This window comes from Evansella halocellulosilytica (genome assembly GCF_002335745.1).
Classification (GTDB): Bacteria; Bacillota; Bacilli; order Bacillales; family Salisediminibacteriaceae; genus Bacillus_CA; species Bacillus_CA halocellulosilytica.
Genome location: NZ_NIST01000001.1, coordinates 1,636,500 through 1,654,898 on the forward strand (window position 1 = coordinate 1,636,500; position 18,399 = coordinate 1,654,898).

Sequence of the window (18,399 nt, forward strand, 5' to 3'; positions counted from 1 at the left end):
CTTGAAACCGAATTCCCACTTGATTCAAGCAAGTGTATAAGTTTGTTTGAATGAGGTGGAGTTATGAGGAAGGCAGTTTTTAGCAGCAAGGAGTGACGTAAAATGAAAAAGACGATGAAGATCACACTAGCAACATTATTAGCTGCAGGGCTATTAGCAGCATGTGGTGATAACTCAGATGATGAAGTGACAGACGTTGATACACCAGAAGACAACGAAGAAGAACTTCAAGTTGATGACAATGAAACTGATGGTGTAGAGGAAGATAGTGAGGAAAAGAGTGAAACTGACGAAGAAACGGATTCCAACGATGGTGACTCAGTAGGAAGTGGCTCGTTTGAAGATCAGGAAGATTTAAGTATTGGCGATACAGCAGAGATCTCCACTAATACTGGAGAATATGAAATTACAATAAATTCTGTAACAAAAGAAGAAGAGGTGGATGGTCAGACTGCTCAATTAAGCTTTTTTATTCTAGCGGATGTGACAGTAAACAATTTGAGTAACGATACATTAAATGCAGAAGATGCAATAGATATTTTAGAGCTCACATATGATCTCGATGCATCTGGTACTGGTGGAGATTTTTCACACTTATTTGATAGTATAGAAGGTCTATCAGGCGAATTAAATAATGGAGAAGAATTATCAGGAGAGATAATCTTTGAATCAGATGATGATGATGAAATGTATATTCGAGTAAATTCAGGTTTAGTAGCTTCAGGAGCAGTTCACAACAATGCCGTATGGAAGTTTGATATTAGCGAAGCGGAATAGACATATAGGTGAACTTGCACATTTTATTTTTCGCATCGGTGGAAATAAATCAAACAATGAAAAATCCAGCTAGCAAATTTACATGCTTGAATTATATTGAAAAGGAATAATAGAGGATCCTATGTTCTTCTAATGGAAGGGGCGGTGCGATGTGATAAGGAAGTGGATGAAAAAAGAGGACGGAAGTCTAACATTGGAAGCAGCGCTTGTCATGCCAGTCTTTCTTTTATTTACAGTCTTTCTTGCGACGATGATTCGCATTTCAGTTGCTGATATGGCTCTTAAACAAGCTGTCAGTGAAACGACGGAGGTAGTTGCGACACATGCTTATCCAGCAGCATTAATTGAAGCAGAAGCGTCAGGAGCGATTGATAGACTAATAAAAAACTACACAGATGAACAATTTTCGATAACGGAAGCACAACAGTTACTAGGCTTTGTCTTTGACACGTTTAACATCGATATTCATTCGTATATTGATGGGCTATTGGCAGGTCCTGCTGAGCAGATGGTCAAAACGAAATTTGAAGAGGCGAATCCAGATACGTTCTTTAGTATCGATCGGATAAATGTCGAAATTGTTGAACGGCCGATGAGCCTGACGGGTTCTGATCCTATTGTTGGACTTGCTGCCACATATGAGTTAGGGATTCAAGCTCCTTTTGTTAACAGAACAATTACTCTTGAACAAAGAGCTTATGAGCGATTGTGGACAGGATCAAATTAGAGAGGGTGATGGAATGAGTTTACAATTAAATGATTATCTTTTATTTATTTTTCTTGCGGCAGCATGCTTTACTGACATTAAGCATCGGAAGCTGCCAAATTGGTTGACCTTAACAGGAATGGCTGTCGGTCTTAGCTACCATTTGATAACGAGTGGTATAGAAGGTATTTTCTTTTCTGGGCTCGGTCTAATCGTCGGCGGTGGGATCTTTTTTGTTCTATATTTATTCAAAGCTCTTGGAGCGGGTGATGTTAAATTATTCGCTGGAATCGGTGCACTTGTAGGAGTTGAACTTGTTCTTTATTTCATGATGTATTCCATTGTTTTTGCAGGGATTATTGCCATTATCATTTTACTTTTTACGAGAACGTTCCTGCGTAAAATAACGACTGCCTTTTTTTCGATTATCGGCAGTATCATGTCAAAAGATTTAAGTGAAATTGAAAATTTTAAAGCGAATAAAAGTACTCAATTCCCATTTATGTACGCAGTTATTCCGGCTGTCATTATCTCATATTCATTTTTTACGACATTGTAACAATCATTGAAGGAGGAAGGTCGAATGAGCCAAACGATTTATAATATGACTTATGAAAAGGTACAAAAGAGCGGCCATTTTTTGTCGTTTACGCACATTGAAGATAAACGGTTGAATGAGTCAGAGGTCGCACATCTTGAGATGAGAATGATGGAATCAAATCAGATTCCACATTTGCTGTCTCTTAGTTCAGAAGAGATGGATTTTAATATACGCCTTCAATATGATATTACCTCAAAGAAGACATTAAAGGATCTACTATTAAACCAATCTATTTCATCTTTTGAGTTTTATCAGTTGTTCATTAAAATAATAACGGTGCTTGAGCAAAGTAAATTGTACATGTTAAATGAAGACAAGTATATGATCAACCAAGACTTTCTTTATCTCGGTAAAGACTTAAACGAACTGTATCTTATTTATTTACCAGTTAACTCGTTGGATAAAAAAGTTACGACTGTTGAAGAAATAAAAATCTTGATTGAACAAGCAGCAAAGAAAACTCAAGGTTTACAAGGTAGTGAATTAAAAAATATTAAGCAATATCTTCAAAATCCATCTTTTAGTTTAATAGGATTAAAAGAATTATTGATGGAGTTACAAAACTTGCGTCATCGACCAGAGGCAAGTTATTCGCCATATGCTTATAGTGATGAAGGTGATCTAAATGAACAAGTCGCCGGACATTCGCCACAGGGAATGAATCACATGCCTGGACAACAACCAGCTCCAAAAGAAGAGAAACCGAATGAGAATAAAGAGAATACAAAAAAATCGCAAGATAAGAAAAAGAAGAAGAGCCGTATTGCACAAATACCACCATTAACACAACGGCAAAAAGTCTATGTGTTTGCAGGTGGATTACTTACATTAACGGCTGTTTGGAAAATGTATGAGTGGATTCCAATTGGCTGGATGTTTTTGACAGGTCTAGCGTTAACAGGAATTATACTCGTTTCTATGGTTTATTTTATGTTCCTCCATTCCAAAGTAGTTGAGAATGTTCGAGCAAATCAAGAGGTTGCTGCGACGTCTGAATCAACGATAGATCGTAATAAACATCGTAATCAGGACAATCATCAGGCATTAGCTGCTAAGCCACCTGTTAGAGAACCTCATTCACATGCGATGAACGGATGGCAGCAAGAAGAATATGCACAGCCACAACAACGAGTAACGTATCAAAATGAAGAAAGTTTCGAAAAAAGCAGGGTTATGTCGGTTAATATAGAAGAAAGTAAGGAAGACGTAGATGATACAACCTTTCTCGCGGAAGAAGAGGATACGGTTTTCCTTGGAGATGATGAAGATGAAGCTGTCGAAAGCAAAGCGATACCATTGCCTCGCTTTGAGTTCGAGAAAGATGGTGAGCGTAAACAAGTAACGATTAATAAAAGTCACTTTCTCGTCGGACGCAATCCATCAAGCGTTGATTATGTGGAGGAAAGTGTCGGCGTATCAAGAGCTCACCTCGAATTTATTAAGATCGATGATCAATATGGCATAAAAGACCTCGGATCAAAAAATGGTACAAAGTTAAATGAGCAGCCATTAGTCCCATATAAGATCTACTCCCTTGATCCTGGCGATACAATCACATTAGGGAAAATCGAATATACGTTTCATTGGGAGTAATTTAATATGAGGGAAAATCGAAAATGGCAAATAGGATTATCTACAGATGAGGGTCCTGTCAAAAAGAGGAATGAAGATGATTATGTAATTCAATTGTCTCACTCGAGCCGTGATGAGGATGTAGGTTTGTTTGCGATTGCAGATGGAATGGGTGGCTATGAGAAAGGAGATGAAGCAAGCCGAAAAGCTGTCACAATCTTAAGTGACTGGTGGGAAAAGCGAATTAAAAAGATGGTTTTAAAAGGAGCTTCGTATCCGGAGCTTGCTCAACAATTAGAAAGAATATTCCAAGAGATTAATGTAGAATTAAAGGGAATTGGTGATAAAGCAGGAACGACACTTTCTGTATTGTTGTTGAGTAGAGGGAAATACATGGTAATTCATGTAGGTGACAGCCGTATTTATAAATTAAAAGGGGCAAGCTTTGGCTTTGAAGATTTCCTTCGAAATAGAGGGTACACCGGAAAAAACACCTATTTAGAGGAACAGCAGACAGAAGATTTATATACGGAGATGGAAATGCTGCAGTTAACGCCTGACCACTCTTGGGTGGAAACACAAGTCAGAAAAGGTTTAATGACAAAAGAAGAGGCGAGAACACATCGTAAAAGAAATGTTCTCACGCAATGTCTCGGCGTTGTTGAAAAGATTACTCCTTTTATCGATATCGGTGAATATGAAGCGAGTGATATATTCTTACTGTGCAGCGATGGGTTTCATAGCATGTTTTCGAATCAGGAAATAAGTGAGTCGATTCAAGGAATTGGCCAAGAATCTCAAGATTTTCAAGAGATGACAGACTACCTTGTCAATTTGAGCAATTTTTCGGGAACGAGAGATAACATTACAGTCATGCTTGTTAGGGATCTATTTCATTTAAAAGAAGTAGATCATCAAAAGGATCATCCGTTATTATCATTCCTCAAGCGGTGGAGTAAAGTATATGAGTAAGCAAGTCCGTATATTTGAAGCAGGAGACCATTTATTTGATAAATATGAAGTCATTCAGGTCATTGGCTCCGGCGGCATGTCGACTGTCTATTTAGTCAAAGAGCTTGCAAACCCAGAACAAAAATGGGCTGTTAAAGTAGCGAAGATGGAAAGAAAAATCTCCCAGAGGCTGGTTTCCGAAGCAAAACTGTTAAGTGAACTTGATCATCCGATGCTTCCAAAAATTGCAGATTTCTTCTCATCAGATCATGATGAATACTTCTTTCTTGTTCAAGAATTTGTTAATGGGCAAACAGTCTATGATAAATTTGAAAAACAAGATGGGTTGATGAACGAAGCTGATGTGATTGAACTTGGTCTTCAATTATGTGAAGTTTTTCGATATTTACATACGCAAAGTCCGCCCGTCATATACAGGGACTTAAAGCCGTCGAACGTCATGATTTCGGACCGTAACGAAGTTAAACTAATTGACTTCGGAATAGCGAGAAGACACCATTCTGGTAAAGAAAAAGACACGTTAAGAATTGGTACAGTTGGCTTTGCAGCTCCAGAACAATTTGAAAAAAAGCAATCAGATGAACGGACAGATATCTTTTCATTAGGCGCTTTTATGTATTACTTACTTACAGGCGGTAAATATGTATACATTTCGCAAAAGCCGGTGCAAAGGTTCAGAAAGGGACTGTCTCGATCATTAAAGAAAAGTCTGAAACATATGGTGAGGTTAGCTCCTGACAAAAGGTTTCAGTCGATTATAGAAGTAGAACAATTATTACAAAAGGCTAAACGGGAATCTGAACGTCGACAGCAACGTTTTTTTCATAGTACGAAGTGGCTTATAACAAAGTATATTCTTTCAATAATGATGCTGATTAGTGTTTTAATATATATCATTCTTGACTACTTATAGATAGGGGAGATTTGATGAATTGTAAGAAGTGCGGAAATGAATTGCAAGAAGGAGATAAGTTCTGCCAGCATTGTGGAGAACCTGTTCAAGAAAGCGATGTACCCGGACAACCGGATGAAGAAACAGCTGCTTCTTTGACGTATGGTGATGAGATTGAGGTGTCTGAGCAAGCTGCAGAAGAGACAGAGAAGTCTCAAACGAAACAAAAAGCAAATGAATATGTAGATAAAACAAAGGAAATTTCTTTAAACTATTGGACGTTTATTGTAGAAAATGTGAAAGCCCCAGCTAAACGCGGACTGGAGAATAGAGCGAATGACTATGTTTTTGGATACATTAATATCGCAGTATTTGCATTATTTTTTGCTCTTGGAACGTATTTTCAATCACGGGCAGCGATGTCAGGGTTATCGGCATTTCTAGGCGGAGGAGAAGTAAGCTTCTTTGAAACATTTTTCACGATTTTCCTTTATTCTGCCGCTTCATCTTTGATTGGAGTCGTCTTTATTTTTGCCGTCCTAAAGTTTATTATGAAGTCGGAAAATACATCGTTCCATGACGTGTTAGCTCGGTTTGGTGCTTTGTATACGTTACCGGTTGCGCTGTCCTTATTATTTTTCCTCATATCAATACCAGGCTTGTCAATGGTATTGTCACTCGTTATTTTACTCATGGTAGCTGGATTGCAAATTGCCTTAATCGTTACGTTATATTCATTCAGCCAGCAATTAGAAACGACCTTTGATCCACTGTATGGGCTGTTTCTCGTTTATATCGGGTATGCTGTTTTTGTAGCATTCACAGCAGACATTGTCGTTCAATACTTCCTAAGTGGATTACTTCCTTTTTAATATGAAAGTTTAAAGCAGGCCGCGAAAACGGTCTGCTTTTTAAGTAAGACGGTACTCATCTATATGAATTCCCCAAAAAGACATATGGCAATGGTAAAATGATCAATAACAAGATACTTTGGGGGGATACGAGTGATGAGACTTGAGCAATCATTAGATAAAATATGGTACCTTTCTAAAATCGGGTTCTTTGATTTTCTTCCTACAGGAGAAATTGAAAAATTCGATGCACTGATCGATCATAAAGTGATTAAAAAGAATACGATTATTCAAACTCCGGAAATGTCGGAGCAAAAGCTATATTTTATAAAAAAAGGTGCAGTGAGAATTTATGATATTCAGGAAGATGGGAGAATGTTTACTCTAAGTTTGCTCGGTCCGTATAGTACGTATGGTTACTTAAGTTCTTTTTCATTAGGAACAGAAAATGTGTATATCGAAACGCTATCTGATATTTATCTCTGCTCGTTAACAGAGGAGAATTTTAAGCTATTAACGAAATCTTATCCAAAAATTGTGTTTAACGCGATGGAGATTTTAACGAAAAGGTTAAAAGATAGAGAAAAAATGCTCCAAATGATCGCAACAGGAAGTGTGAAGCAACAGATTATTCATTTACTCATTTCAATGGCTGATACATACGGAAAAAAAGACCAAGCCTTTGTTGATATTCCAATCCCATTGTCACATCAAGAAATTGCAAATATGCTAGGCGTCACGAGGGAATCAGTCTCAACAAATATGCGTCGACTTAAATCTGAAGGATTGGTTCGAAACACAGGTAGAAAAACAATTGAAGTGAACCAGCAAGTGATCAATTGTTATGACAGGGAAATTTGAGGTGCGTGAAGTAGATTACAGAACATGAACGTGTGCCGTTGTATAATCGTCTCACATTATATATTCAATAATATGGTAAGAGGAGGGGCAACGTGTCTTATAAGCTAAAGGATACGAACGTTCAGGAGCTTGATACCGAATGGGTTCATTTAATGAAAGAAGCGATGGACAGCGGCCTTAGTGTAGAAAAAGTACGTGAATTTTTAAGTCATTCGAGTAAAAACAAAAGCAAAATCATCCAAATCATTAGTAAATAAGACAACGTTTATAAAAAGATAACAAATCTGTAATTACTTTATTGATGGTGTTTCACCATTTTATTTTTTGTTATAAAGTGGTGAAAAATGGGTTATTCCTGTTGGTGCAGTGTGTAAAGCGGACACTGAATTCGTTAAAGTGTTCAAAAAGCATGATGACGGCAGTGGAGCGGCCATCAGATCCATTAATAGTCAAATCATCCAGCCAATTTGCCCGTTTTAGGAGTCACAACGGATCGATGTCCTCCCAAGTCGGAAAAGTGTACCATTTCAAAGAAATAACGAATTCGATGTCCGCTCAAAGCTCCGATTGCCAGCACGATGCTATTTCCGAAATTGATTCCTGTCGTCCTTTACACTTCTTCCATGATAAAACTGAATGTCTTCGTTCGATTCATTTTCTTTTGCTGTCAACTGACTCACTGAAATTTTATAAATAGCCATTTTACTTCCCATTGATGAAGTGTATTTTTCAACATGGCTTTTCGATAAAGCGGAATCATAATAATCGGGTACATATTTATCTAACATCACTTGCATCGATTTAGTAGCTTCGTCAATGTCTTGGACAAGTTCGACCTTGCCAAAGGCGACCACACTCATATAGGCTGTGTCGGTATGAGCTGGAATCGGCGAAACTAACGTACCGAACTCTTCACTAATCGTAAAACAGACATGATTATTTTCATCGATCATCTCAATTTTCCTTCCCTCTGAAGCACCGTGAAAATAAAAGCTATTGTTCATCCATACGTAATTTAATGGGATGACATAAGGCTGCTTTTTCGCAGATAAGCCTAAAAAACCTGTTTTTGCTTGAGCTAAAAACTGATTAATTTTCGCTTCATCCTTGCATTCTCTTTTCGCGTATCGAATCATAATAATCATCACTCCTCCATTTTTTAGAAAATTGTTATAATGATTGTACGACGACATTGACCTCATCTAAAGGTACAGTTTTAAAGTAATTATTGAGGTCAGAAGGAGGAAGGATGAAGGATGATTGAGTTAACACCGTTATTACATCGCGAAAGTAAAACACCTCTTTATGCTCAACTATATTATTACATTAAAAAGGAAATTGAAACGGGAAACGTACCTTCGGGTGAGCTTTTACCTTCCATAAGACGGCTGTCGCTCCATCTGCAAATTAGTAAAAACACAGTGGAAGGGGCTTATCAACAGTTATTAGCTGAAGGGTATATTGAAAGTATACCGCGAGTCGGACTAAAAGTTTTAAAATTAGAAGAGCCGTTTGCATCAAATACAGACAAGCGCATTTCGTCGTATGATAAGGTAACCGAACGGGAAAAACGGAAACCAGATCCTAAGTTGTCGGGAACAAAAATATATGACTTTGTCTATGGTGATGTCGATGTTGAGCACTTCCCTAAACAGTGGTGGAAAAAATATATGCAAGAAGCGTTTGAAGACGAGACAGGTGACGTTTTCATGTATGGAGATCCGTTAGGGGATTTCGGGTTACGGGAAGAACTTTCTTCTTATTTGCTCCAATCTAGAGGGGTTCATTGTCACCCTGAACAAATTGTGATAACTCCTGGAACTCAGCATGCGATTAGCCTTCTCTGTCAATTACTTTCCTTGTACGGTCTGCCAGTTGCAATTGAAGAACCAGGGTATGATGGAGTTAGATCGGTTTTTATCAATCAAGGCTGTTCAATTGAACCGATCCCGTTAGAAAAAGACGGAATTGATTTGTCAATCTTGCATTCTAGTAAAGCAAATCTTGTATATGTCACCCCTTCTCATCAACTTCCACAAGGGATGATCTTACCGATTCAGAAAAGACTGGAGCTGCTTCAATGGGCAGAAAAAAATCGCGGGTATATTTTAGAAGATGATTATGACAGTGAATTCCGATATCAAGGGCAACCGATCTCTGCTTTAAAAGCGTTGGATAAAAAAGAGAATGTCATTTATTTAGGAACGTTTTCAAAGTGCTTTTTACCAGCGGCACGTGTAAGCTATTTAGTTTTGCCTCCAAAACTTGCTGAAACATATAAAAAGAAGTTTCACAATTATAATCAAGCTTCCTCTCCGATTATCCAAAAAGCTCTTTATTTGTTTATGAAAAGCGGTGATTTCGAAAGGCATATTCGGAGAATGAAGAAGGTGTATCAAGCGAAGCATCAGACGTTAATGAAATCTTTAAAGGAATCTTTTAACGACGAAATTGAAGTGATCGGTGAACGCTCAGGATTACATGTGTTAATGAAAGTAAAAGGAAAAAGTGAGCAACAGTTAATTGCCAAAGCGATGCATCATCAAGTGAAAGTCTACTCATTATCAAAGTTCTGCTATAGTTCTGTAACGGATTGTGCGATGATTATGCTCGGTTTTGGAAAGCTTTCTGAAGAGGAAATTGCTGAAGGTGTTCGTCGGCTTCATAAAGCATGGATGAACGAATCAATTAGCGAAAAAGGAAGCAGAGAATGATGAATAAACATTTCGTTGATAACTGGTATAAGGTTGAACAAATCAACTCGACGACATTTGTCATCCATGAACCGCGATATTGGCAAAAAAACAACCAGTACTTAATAATCGGCTCAGAGGCTGCCTTATTGTTTGATTCAGGATCTGGAAGAAGAAAAATGGCTCCGTTAATAGAGAAACTGACTAATAAGCCCGTTATTTTATTTAATTCTCATGCCCATTATGACCATATAGGGAATAACAATGAATTTTCAAACATAGCGATGACCAATCTTGCAATTAACAAACAGCAAACTAAAGGTAATTTTTTTTCTCCGCAATGGAGCATTCGGCTATCACCGAAACGTTATTCCTTTCGAATTTCACACTGGTATGAGATACATGAATCGATCGACTTAGGTGACAGAAAGCTCACGATTCTGCCGTTGCCAGGTCACTCAAAAGATCATGTTGGATTGATGGACGAGAAGAATGGCTATATGTTTGTAGCTGATACACTTTATCACGCTCCGCTCATTGCAAACTTACCGACGGCGAATATCGTTGACTATTACACGAGTGCCAAACTATTAGATGATATTTATGAGAATCACCAAATATTTGGAAATCATTACGCACATTCTCCATCAATTGGCCGGCAAGAGATACATGATTTGATCACGGTATGTGAACAAGCGACGGGCTATTCTCGTAGGTGGAAAGATTACGTAACTCCGTTTATCACATTTTCATATGGAACAATCAAAATGTATGTAAGTCACTCATCCTTAAATAAAGTTGATCAGGCTAGGAAAAAACAGTCTCATTAAAGCAAAAGAAGAATCCGCTTATCGTGATTGATAATCGGATTCTTTTTTATATTATAGTCTTTATAAACCGCTCGTTTTACGGACCGATAGTTATTATATTCTTTGTAAACCACAGGCTCTGCCAGTGTGAAAATAAACCTTTAAAGGTTGTATTCGTGAGATTTCTTTAAAAGTAACGAAATAGTTGGAAGGTATACTGCTTGCTTTCACCCCAGGGCACAAGTGCGACATCCGCTCTTACTTCACTTTGTTCGTATTCACGGTGTCTTCTTTGCCACGGACGAACGGTTGAGCTACTTCGATCAAGCTCGAAGGGATCTCAACTCGTCCGTTTTTCCGTAGGAAAGAGCTTTACTTCTTCGAAAATACACCGATTTGTCTCGACGGATAATTGGCAGAGCCATACTAGTAGAGGAAGAGACAGTCCCAGTACCTTCCACCTTTTGATGACAACTTTATTTGCGTCATGTCATTTATTATCTTAAATGATGGATACGAAATGAACATAAATATCTTTGATAACAAAAGCCCATTCCCATTTAAATGAGATAAAAATGAGCTGAGATACAACTTCCCACAACGTTTTTTCTGCTATTAGTATGTCATTTAACTATCATCATGTACTCGAAAGAGCGCTAGGCGGTGACTCAGGCGGGAAAAGCAATCGTCGAAAATCCCCTAGGTGCATACAGTGTGGCACCTAGGAAGTTGAGGCATTGCCCGCCGCAAAGAAGACACTACGAATGCAAACGAAGTGCAGCACGAGTAGATGTCGCACTTGTGCTTTGGAGTGAAAGCGTCCGCCTTATAGCGATTTCGAATTCTATATGATTATGAAAAGGGATGTCCTCAAAATTCTTTTGGCACGGACCAAATGAATAAGGTCCCTTAAGGGACTCTGGTGGTAAAGTGCCCTTATAGGGCGAAATTAAAACCGCTCGTTTTACGGACCGATAGTTATTTGTACCCTTCATTTTGTCGTCATCACATTTTATTGTTCATAATACAAAGATAATTAAAAGGATTAGTACCAATGAATAATAGTCCTATTGTATCATTTGAACACCTATTGTATGATTCTTTATGACTATGAAGGATATGACTAATAAAATACATTGCACAATTGACAGATGATTAACAGCATAGAACAAGAAATATAAACTAATGATTTTTAATGTCATTCTTTAAAAGTAAATGAGAGAAATGAGGGAACATGATGAAAGGGTTTTTGAAACGTATAAAGCTTGGTACAAAGTTAAATTTGTTAGTGATATCGATTATACTCGGTCTTTCGTTTGTAATGGGAGTTCTATTACATAACCAAATTACATCGGGGATAAAAGGAGCGGCCATTGAAAAGGCCGAATCTGACCTTGAGCTAGGATACAATTATGTCGATGCTCGTTATCCAGGAGCTTGGCATGTTCAAGATGGAATGTTGTTTAAAGGTGATGTTCAAATAAATGAAAACTTTGATCTCGTTGATGAAATTGGCGAGATGACCGGAGGAACAGTCACGATTTTCTTAGGCGATACTAGAGTAACAACAAATGTCATGGAAGGTGGGGAGAGAGCTGTTGGAACGACTGCTTCAGAATATGTTGTTCAAACGGTTTTAGAGAACCAAGACATTTATGTTGGTGAAGCTGAAGTCGCTGGAAGTATGTATCAAACAGCGTATCAGCCGGTCGAAGACGAACATGGAGAAGTAATTGGCATGTGGTATGTTGGTGCATCTCAACACTTTGTTGACTCTACTATTAGCCAGGCACTTATTAGTTTCATCGTTACTCTGATCGTTATGATTCTACTTGCTATCGTTATTTTACTTCTTTATACAAAGAGAATGACTCGACGCTTAGCTGCTGTTAAAGATTCACTCGAATTAGCAGGTCAAGGAGATTTTACATCCACGATTGATGATGATGCTGATGATGAAATTGGTCAATTGAGTGTAAGCTTCAATAATATGAAAGTGAATTTAAAATCATTAATTCAAAACGTCGTAGACACTTCCGAACAAGTTGCTGCATCTGCGGAGCAATTAACAGCAAGTGCAGAGGAGACGAGTAAAGCAACAGACAGCATTGCCGGATCCATTCAAGAAGTGGCGGTAGGATCAGATAAACAAGTTGAAAATGTCCGTTATGTTACGGGTACTGTTAATGAAATTTCGACTGGTATGGAACAGATTGCAAACAGCATCGATTTAGTGAATGAATCATCCATGACGACAAGTGAAAAATCAGAAGAAGGTGCTAATGTAATTGATAAAGTCGTGACGCAAATGCAGTTAATTAATGAAAAGACAACTTCAACTTCAAAAAGTGTTGAACAGTTAGGTTCAAAGTCTGATGAGATCGGTAAAATTATCGGCCTGATTACAGATGTTGCTGAACAAACAAACTTATTAGCTTTAAATGCAGCAATCGAAGCAGCTAGAGCAGGGGAGCATGGTAAAGGGTTCGCAGTTGTAGCCGATGAAGTTAGAAAGTTGGCAGAACAATCGAGTGATTCAGCTGGACAAATTCGTTCCTTGATTGATGATATTCAAAATGGTATTAAAACGTCCGTGTCTTCGATGAGTGAAGGAAGAAAATCAGTAGAAGAAGGAATTGTTTTCGTTGATAATGCTGGGGAAACATTTGCAGATATTTCAAATGCGATTAATGGTGTTTCAACTCAAGTTCAAGAAGTTTCAGCAGCCGTTCAACAAATTACGTCGAGCACAGAAGAGATGCTAAGCTCAGTAAAAGAGTCTGGTAAAGTCGCAGAGAGTTCAGCTAGTAGTACACAAAGTGTTGCAGCATCAGCTGAAGAACAAAATGCGGCGATGCAGGAAATTTCAGCATCTGCAGAAACTCTAAGCCAATTGGCAGAAGACTTACAGAGGTCAGTAAGAAACTTTACATTATAAAAAGGATGTTCGCTGTCCAATATCTCATTGAAATATTGGGCAGTTCCTTTTACCCTTCATGAACAAGGAGTGATGGACGTTGGAAACTTCTCAATATCTAGATATGTTTATTGAAGAAAGTCAGGAGCACTTGCAGGCAATTAATGAGCATCTATTAAGCTTTGAAAAAGATCATGAAAATTTAACACTTGTGGATGAAATTTTTCGCTCCGCTCATACATTAAAAGGAATGTCAGCGACAATGGGATTCGAAGATTTAGCTAGCTTGACACACCAAATGGAAAATGTATTAGATGCTGTCCGAAATAAAAAAATCTCAGTAACAGAAGACATTATTGATATCGTTTTTGATGCTGTCGATCACCTCGAAAAAATGGTGACATCCATTACCGAAGGTGGCGACGGAAAACTAGATGTTTCACATGTTGTGGCTCAGCTTGAAAAGGTGGAAAAGGGAACGACAATCGATCAGAATAACTCCGAGCAAACAATGGATAAAATGAGTACGGTGGTTCCTGCTCATACCTTTGATGAATATCAAAAAACCGTTATCTCACAAGCAGTTGATCAAGGGTATGGAGTATATGAAATTGCTATTCAATTAGATGATCAATGCATGCTTAAAGGTGCAAGGGCTTATATGGTGTTTGAAGTATTAGAAAATAAAGGTGAGATTATTCAAAGTGTTCCATCTGTAGAAGAAATTGAACAAGAACAGTTTGAAAATACATTTTCAATCACATTTATAACCGAACAAAATGAAAAATCGGTGAAGGATAGCATTTACCGCGTATCTGAAATTAAAGATGTCATGATTCAAAGAGTTTCATTAGAAGAATCAGCTTCTTCGCATTCAGAAAATGACACTAAGCCTGATAAAGCAGATTTGAAAAAAGAAACGAACAACAAAAAAACGGAAAAAAGAATCCAAACAAAATCGATTCGCGTCAATTTAGAACGCATTGATAAGCTGATGAATTCTTTTGAAGAATTATTAGTCGATAAAGCTCGGTTGGAACAAAGAGCAAGAGAAAAGAACGACCAGCCAATGGTAGAAATTATAGAACAGATGAATAGAGCGTCAACTGACCTTCAAAATACAATTCTTGATATGCGAATGGTCCCGATTGATGAAGTGTTTAACCGTTTTCCAAAAATGGTCCGTAGTTTAACGAAAGAATTAGGAAAGAAAATCGAACTTGAAGTAACGGGAGCAGAAACCGAGTTAGATCGCACGATGGTTGACCAAATTGGTGATCCTTTAGTGCACCTCATTCGAAACTCTGTAGATCACGGGATAGAAGATCCTGTTGTACGAAAACAAGCAGGAAAAAAAGAAACAGGACATATTCATTTGAAATCATTCCATAGTGGAAATGATGTCATCATCGAAATTGTCGATGATGGTGCTGGGATAGACAAAGAGAAAATTATAAAAAAAGCGGTTAACAAAGGGATTATTACATCAGAAAACCGTAAAGCGCTCACTGATCCTCAAGTGTTTGATTTATTGTTTGCTCCAGGGTTTAGTACCGCAGAACAAATCTCAGACATATCTGGAAGGGGTGTTGGATTAGATGTCGTAAAAAATACGATTGAATCATTGGGCGGCTCAATCGTGATTGAATCAAAGTTAGGAGAAGGGACTTCATTTTCAATCCAATTGCCTTTAACACTATCGATTATTACGGCTCTATTAGTCGATGTTCAAAATGAAACATATGCTTTGCCTTTAACTTCCATTAAGGAAACCGCTGTTATTACGAAGGATCAAATTAATCATGTACATAGTCAAACCGTTCTTCAATACAGAGATAAAGTGATTCCTCTTGTATTTCTTAGTGAAACGTTTGGTTTGAACAAAATAGATGCAGATGAATACTCAACGGTCATTGTTCATAAAGGCGAGAAACAAGTCGCTTTAGTCGTTGACGGTTTTATCGGGCAAAGGGAAATCGTCATTAAAGGATTAGGAAATTACTTAAATCAAGTATTTGCGATATCAGGATCAACAATCTTAGGTGATGGGGAAGTAGCATTAATCGTAGATTGCAATGCATTAATTTCATAAAAGGACAGGAGGGGAGAAGATGGAAAAGATTATAGAAGATATGAAAGTTATCGTTTTTCAATTGGATAATGAAGAATATGGAATCGATGTTCAACAAGTAAAGTCAATTGAAAAACCTCAATCGATTACAAGGGTGCCACAAGCTCCTGAATATGTTGAAGGGGTCATTAATTTACGAGGGATTATTACGCCAATTATAGATTTACGTAAAAGGTTTCAATTAGACAAGGTTGAACATACAAACCATACACGGATGATTATTATTACGATCAATGATATGGACCTTGGATTTATTGTTGATGGTGCTCATGACGTCATCGATATAGTAGCAGAATCAATCGCGCCTGCTCCAGAAGTTGTAACGGGTGAACGTGCACAACATTTTAATGGTGTTGCAAAACTGGAAAATCGTCTTTTACTGCTCCTTAACATCGAGAAAGTGATGACGGAAGAAGAAATCATTGAGATGAAAACAATGGAAGGCGTAGAGTCGGAGGATGATGACAGTGAGTGAAACTGCGGTTGTAAACAAACATAATATTGCAGTAAAAGAATGTACGAATAGCATGGTACAAAGTGTGAATGATGTTTTGCCTATGAATAGTGAAATCGGCAAACCTGCTCTCATTAAAAAGCCTTATTATAAACGAGATTTAGGTGTCCTTATCGGACTTACTGGTGATTTAAGTGGACAAGTTTTAATTGAAGGAGAACATCCTTCTTTTAGCTTCATTGCTCAGCAGATGTTCGGTGCAGCAATTGAAGGTGAAATGCTGGAATCGTTTGTCGGTGAGCTGGGAAATATGATTTCAGGTAACATGGTGACCAATATTTCAGCAAGAGAGATTAATCTCGATATTTCCCCTCCAGCTGTCATCGTAGGAGAATCAAAGTTTACAGCATTTGATAATGCGATCAACATTCCAGTAACAATAACAGCGTCAGAAACGATTAATATTATCATGATGATTAAACAGGAGGTTTTCTAATGAGAATTTTAGTAACTGATGATGCCGCGTTTATGCGGATGCAATTAAAAGATATTTTAACGAAATTAGGCCATGAAGTCGTTGGAGAAGCTGAAAATGGCAAAGTTGCAATCGACTTATATAAAGAGTTAAAGCCTGATTTAGTTACGATGGATATTACAATGCCGGAACTGGATGGGGTTAGTGCTTTAAAAGAAATTAAACAAGTTGACCCGAATGCAACGGTCATTATGTGTTCAGCAATGGGGCAGCAAAATATGGTCGTAGAAGCGATCCAAAGCGGAGCAAAGGACTTTATTGTTAAGCCATTTAACCAAGAACGGATTAGTGAAGCGATTCAAAAAGTGGCTTAATTTACTCCCGCTTATTTCTCCTTGATTGAAAGCTTCTCATAAGCTATAAACTTGTGAGAAGCTTTTGTATTACTAGGTTTTGGCACTGAAATTTAATGTGAAAAGTTGATTATTCTCCCTCACCACAAGCTCGACATTTTCCCCTTCTATGCAAATAATAAAAATAGGTTGCAAAACATAATGATATAACCGTAACACCTTCCTGGTGAATAAGAATTTGAACAAAAACAATTCCTATTCTTATTAAAACAAGGTTTGAAGTAGAATCTTCTGTTCACTCGAAGAAGTGAATGGTGGCGACTCCCGCGGGAATAGCGCGAGCTGAAGACCCCACAGGCGCTGGTCTTTGCGTTGAGGAGGCTGAGGCCGTGCCCGCGGCAAAGAAGACACTACGAATGCAAACGAAGTGCTGCATGAGTAGATGTCGCACTTGTGCTTTGGAGTGAAAGCGTCCGCCAGTAACGGATTCGAGTATTTACTCCACCAAGTTAAATCGAAAGATTTTTAGGGTTCATACAAAGAATAAATTAATTCATCACGGATTAAGGAAATAGTATATATTTTTATTTACGAAAATGGTTAAGTAAAAGTTAAAAAATGGCAGGGCATTCTTTCTTTATGGTCGAAATGAGTAAAGAGAAGATTCTAGCATGGAGGGGGTCATAAAAATGAAATTGGCTGAAGCATTAATTTTGAGGGCTGACTATCAAAAGAGAGTCGAGCAATTAAACGAACGATTGATGAGAAATTCGAAAATACAAGAAGGCGATACTGCAGCTGAAGAGCCGCAGGAGCTATTAAAAGAGCTGGACGACTTATTCGGTAAGCTTGAGACGTTGATTAAACAAATTAGCAAAACGAATGCTAAGACTTCTTTTGATCATGAAAAATCATTAGCCGAAGCATTAATAGAAAGAGACATGGTCGGAAAAAAGCGAAAAGTGTTAAGTGAGTTACTTGATTCGGGAACGTTCAGGCATGACAGGTTTTCCCGGTCAGAGGTGAAATACATTTCAACATTTGACATTAAACGAACGCAAATACGAGTGGATGATTTATCAAAACAATATAGAAAAATAGATACGAAGATTCAAGAAATCAACTGGCAAACAGAACTGTTAAAATAACGATAGATGGTAGCTCTAAATGAAAAGGCGAGTACAACCCGCCAACTGGGAAAGTTGGACGATTGGTAGGGGCGAGGGGCCATCCCTTGGGGTTCGAGTCCCCATTTCACAAATTATGCCCAGAATTGTTACATGTGTACAAATTATAGATGATGACATATAACAACCATGTGCTGATTTTCATTTG

At 37.9% G+C, this 18,399-nt stretch carries 18 protein-coding genes; 17 read left to right on the forward strand and 1 reads right to left on the reverse strand.

Going from position 1 to position 18,399, the window contains the following annotated elements; genetic code table 11:
* Positions 1-102: 102 nt before the first annotated feature.
* The 9 genes from CD001_RS07830 (at position 103) to CD001_RS07870 (ending at position 7,489) form a co-directional block, all read left to right on the forward strand.
* Positions 103-777 (forward strand): DUF4352 domain-containing protein, encoded by a 675-nt coding sequence (locus tag CD001_RS07830; RefSeq protein ID WP_096186964.1) that lies wholly within the window; start codon positions 103-105, stop codon positions 775-777.
* Positions 778-928: 151 nt separating this feature from the next.
* On the forward strand, positions 929-1,504 hold the full coding sequence (locus CD001_RS07835) for a TadE/TadG family type IV pilus assembly protein (RefSeq protein WP_096186965.1): 576 nt from the start codon (positions 929-931) through the stop codon (positions 1,502-1,504).
* A 13-nt stretch (positions 1,505-1,517) separates the two neighbouring features.
* The gene (locus CD001_RS07840; protein WP_096186966.1) at positions 1,518-2,042 is read left to right on the forward strand and encodes an A24 family peptidase; all 525 of its coding nucleotides are present in this window, start codon (positions 1,518-1,520) and stop codon (positions 2,040-2,042) included.
* Between the two features lie 24 nt (positions 2,043-2,066).
* A complete protein-coding gene (locus CD001_RS07845) occupies positions 2,067-3,677 on the forward strand; it encodes a DUF6382 domain-containing protein (protein ID WP_096186967.1) in 1,611 nt (536 codons plus the stop codon).
* A gap of 6 nt (positions 3,678-3,683) precedes the next feature.
* Positions 3,684-4,628 (forward strand): PP2C family protein-serine/threonine phosphatase, encoded by a 945-nt coding sequence (locus CD001_RS07850; RefSeq protein WP_096186968.1) that lies wholly within the window; start codon positions 3,684-3,686, stop codon positions 4,626-4,628.
* Positions 4,621-5,541: a serine/threonine protein kinase gene (locus CD001_RS07855; RefSeq protein ID WP_096186969.1), complete on the forward strand. Its 921-nt coding sequence runs from the start codon at positions 4,621-4,623 to the stop codon at positions 5,539-5,541. Before CD001_RS07850 ends, CD001_RS07855 begins: the two co-directional genes overlap by 8 nt.
* A gap of 14 nt (positions 5,542-5,555) precedes the next feature.
* Positions 5,556-6,392 (forward strand): zinc ribbon domain-containing protein, encoded by an 837-nt coding sequence (locus CD001_RS07860; protein WP_096186970.1) that lies wholly within the window; start codon positions 5,556-5,558, stop codon positions 6,390-6,392.
* Between the two features lie 135 nt (positions 6,393-6,527).
* Positions 6,528-7,232 (forward strand): Crp/Fnr family transcriptional regulator, encoded by a 705-nt coding sequence (locus CD001_RS07865; protein WP_096186971.1) that lies wholly within the window; start codon positions 6,528-6,530, stop codon positions 7,230-7,232.
* Between the two features lie 92 nt (positions 7,233-7,324).
* The gene (locus CD001_RS07870) at positions 7,325-7,489 is read left to right on the forward strand and encodes an anti-repressor SinI family protein (RefSeq protein ID WP_096186972.1); all 165 of its coding nucleotides are present in this window, start codon (positions 7,325-7,327) and stop codon (positions 7,487-7,489) included.
* A gap of 324 nt (positions 7,490-7,813) precedes the next feature.
* Here the strand turns inward: CD001_RS07870 and CD001_RS07875 are convergent, their stop codons facing one another.
* Positions 7,814-8,377: a pyridoxamine 5'-phosphate oxidase family protein gene (locus tag CD001_RS07875; RefSeq protein WP_096186973.1), complete on the reverse strand. Its 564-nt coding sequence runs from the start codon at positions 8,375-8,377 to the stop codon at positions 7,814-7,816.
* Between the two features lie 111 nt (positions 8,378-8,488).
* Here CD001_RS07875 and pdxR point away from each other — a divergent pair, with 111 nt between their 5' ends.
* The 8 genes from pdxR (at position 8,489) to CD001_RS07915 (ending at position 18,212) form a co-directional block, all read left to right on the forward strand.
* Positions 8,489-9,946 carry a MocR-like pyridoxine biosynthesis transcription factor PdxR gene (gene pdxR / locus CD001_RS07880; RefSeq protein ID WP_179298653.1) on the forward strand — a complete coding sequence of 486 codons (1,458 nt, stop codon included), beginning with the start codon at positions 8,489-8,491 and terminating at the stop codon, positions 9,944-9,946.
* Positions 9,943-10,755 carry an MBL fold metallo-hydrolase gene (locus CD001_RS07885; RefSeq protein ID WP_096186974.1) on the forward strand — a complete coding sequence of 271 codons (813 nt, stop codon included), beginning with the start codon at positions 9,943-9,945 and terminating at the stop codon, positions 10,753-10,755. The genes pdxR and CD001_RS07885 overlap by 4 nt, the downstream gene beginning before the upstream one ends.
* A 1,213-nt stretch (positions 10,756-11,968) precedes the next feature.
* A complete protein-coding gene (locus tag CD001_RS07890; protein WP_257009746.1) occupies positions 11,969-13,672 on the forward strand; it encodes a methyl-accepting chemotaxis protein in 1,704 nt (567 codons plus the stop codon).
* Positions 13,673-13,751: 79 nt separating this feature from the next.
* Positions 13,752-15,743 (forward strand): chemotaxis protein CheA, encoded by a 1,992-nt coding sequence (locus tag CD001_RS07895; RefSeq protein ID WP_096186976.1) that lies wholly within the window; start codon positions 13,752-13,754, stop codon positions 15,741-15,743.
* Between the two features lie 19 nt (positions 15,744-15,762).
* On the forward strand, positions 15,763-16,257 hold the full coding sequence (locus CD001_RS07900) for a chemotaxis protein CheW (RefSeq protein ID WP_096186977.1): 495 nt from the start codon (positions 15,763-15,765) through the stop codon (positions 16,255-16,257).
* Positions 16,250-16,732 carry a chemotaxis protein CheX gene (locus CD001_RS07905; RefSeq protein WP_179298654.1) on the forward strand — a complete coding sequence of 161 codons (483 nt, stop codon included), beginning with the start codon at positions 16,250-16,252 and terminating at the stop codon, positions 16,730-16,732. The genes CD001_RS07900 and CD001_RS07905 overlap by 8 nt, the downstream gene beginning before the upstream one ends.
* Complete coding sequence (locus CD001_RS07910) at positions 16,732-17,085, forward strand: response regulator (protein ID WP_096186979.1); 354 nt, start codon at positions 16,732-16,734, stop codon at positions 17,083-17,085. The genes CD001_RS07905 and CD001_RS07910 overlap by 1 nt, the downstream gene beginning before the upstream one ends.
* A 668-nt stretch (positions 17,086-17,753) precedes the next feature.
* Complete coding sequence (locus tag CD001_RS07915; protein WP_096186980.1) at positions 17,754-18,212, forward strand: DIP1984 family protein; 459 nt, start codon at positions 17,754-17,756, stop codon at positions 18,210-18,212.
* The last annotated feature ends 187 nt before the right edge of the window (positions 18,213-18,399 follow it).

Excerpts from the sequence above, each read along its gene's own strand:
- CD001_RS07830 (WP_096186964.1), top strand. The coding sequence starts at position 103 with ATGAAAAAGACGATGAAGATCACACTAGCAACATTATTAGCTGCAGGG.
- CD001_RS07840 (WP_096186966.1), top strand. The coding sequence starts at position 1,518 with ATGAGTTTACAATTAAATGATTATCTTTTATTTATTTTTCTTGCGGCA.
- CD001_RS07845 (WP_096186967.1), top strand. The coding sequence starts at position 2,067 with ATGAGCCAAACGATTTATAATATGACTTATGAAAAGGTACAAAAGAGC.
- CD001_RS07850 (WP_096186968.1), top strand. The coding sequence starts at position 3,684 with ATGAGGGAAAATCGAAAATGGCAAATAGGATTATCTACAGATGAGGGT.
- CD001_RS07855 (WP_096186969.1), top strand. The coding sequence starts at position 4,621 with ATGAGTAAGCAAGTCCGTATATTTGAAGCAGGAGACCATTTATTTGAT.
- CD001_RS07860 (WP_096186970.1), top strand. The coding sequence starts at position 5,556 with ATGAATTGTAAGAAGTGCGGAAATGAATTGCAAGAAGGAGATAAGTTC.
- CD001_RS07865 (WP_096186971.1), top strand. The coding sequence starts at position 6,528 with ATGAGACTTGAGCAATCATTAGATAAAATATGGTACCTTTCTAAAATC.
- CD001_RS07875 (WP_096186973.1), bottom strand. The coding sequence starts at position 8,377 with ATGATTATTATGATTCGATACGCGAAAAGAGAATGCAAGGATGAAGCG.
- pdxR (WP_179298653.1), top strand. The coding sequence starts at position 8,489 with ATGATTGAGTTAACACCGTTATTACATCGCGAAAGTAAAACACCTCTT.
- CD001_RS07885 (WP_096186974.1), top strand. The coding sequence starts at position 9,943 with ATGATGAATAAACATTTCGTTGATAACTGGTATAAGGTTGAACAAATC.
- CD001_RS07890 (WP_257009746.1), top strand. The coding sequence starts at position 11,969 with ATGATGAAAGGGTTTTTGAAACGTATAAAGCTTGGTACAAAGTTAAAT.
- CD001_RS07900 (WP_096186977.1), top strand. The coding sequence starts at position 15,763 with ATGGAAAAGATTATAGAAGATATGAAAGTTATCGTTTTTCAATTGGAT.
- CD001_RS07910 (WP_096186979.1), top strand. The coding sequence starts at position 16,732 with ATGAGAATTTTAGTAACTGATGATGCCGCGTTTATGCGGATGCAATTA.
- CD001_RS07915 (WP_096186980.1), top strand. The coding sequence starts at position 17,754 with ATGAAATTGGCTGAAGCATTAATTTTGAGGGCTGACTATCAAAAGAGA.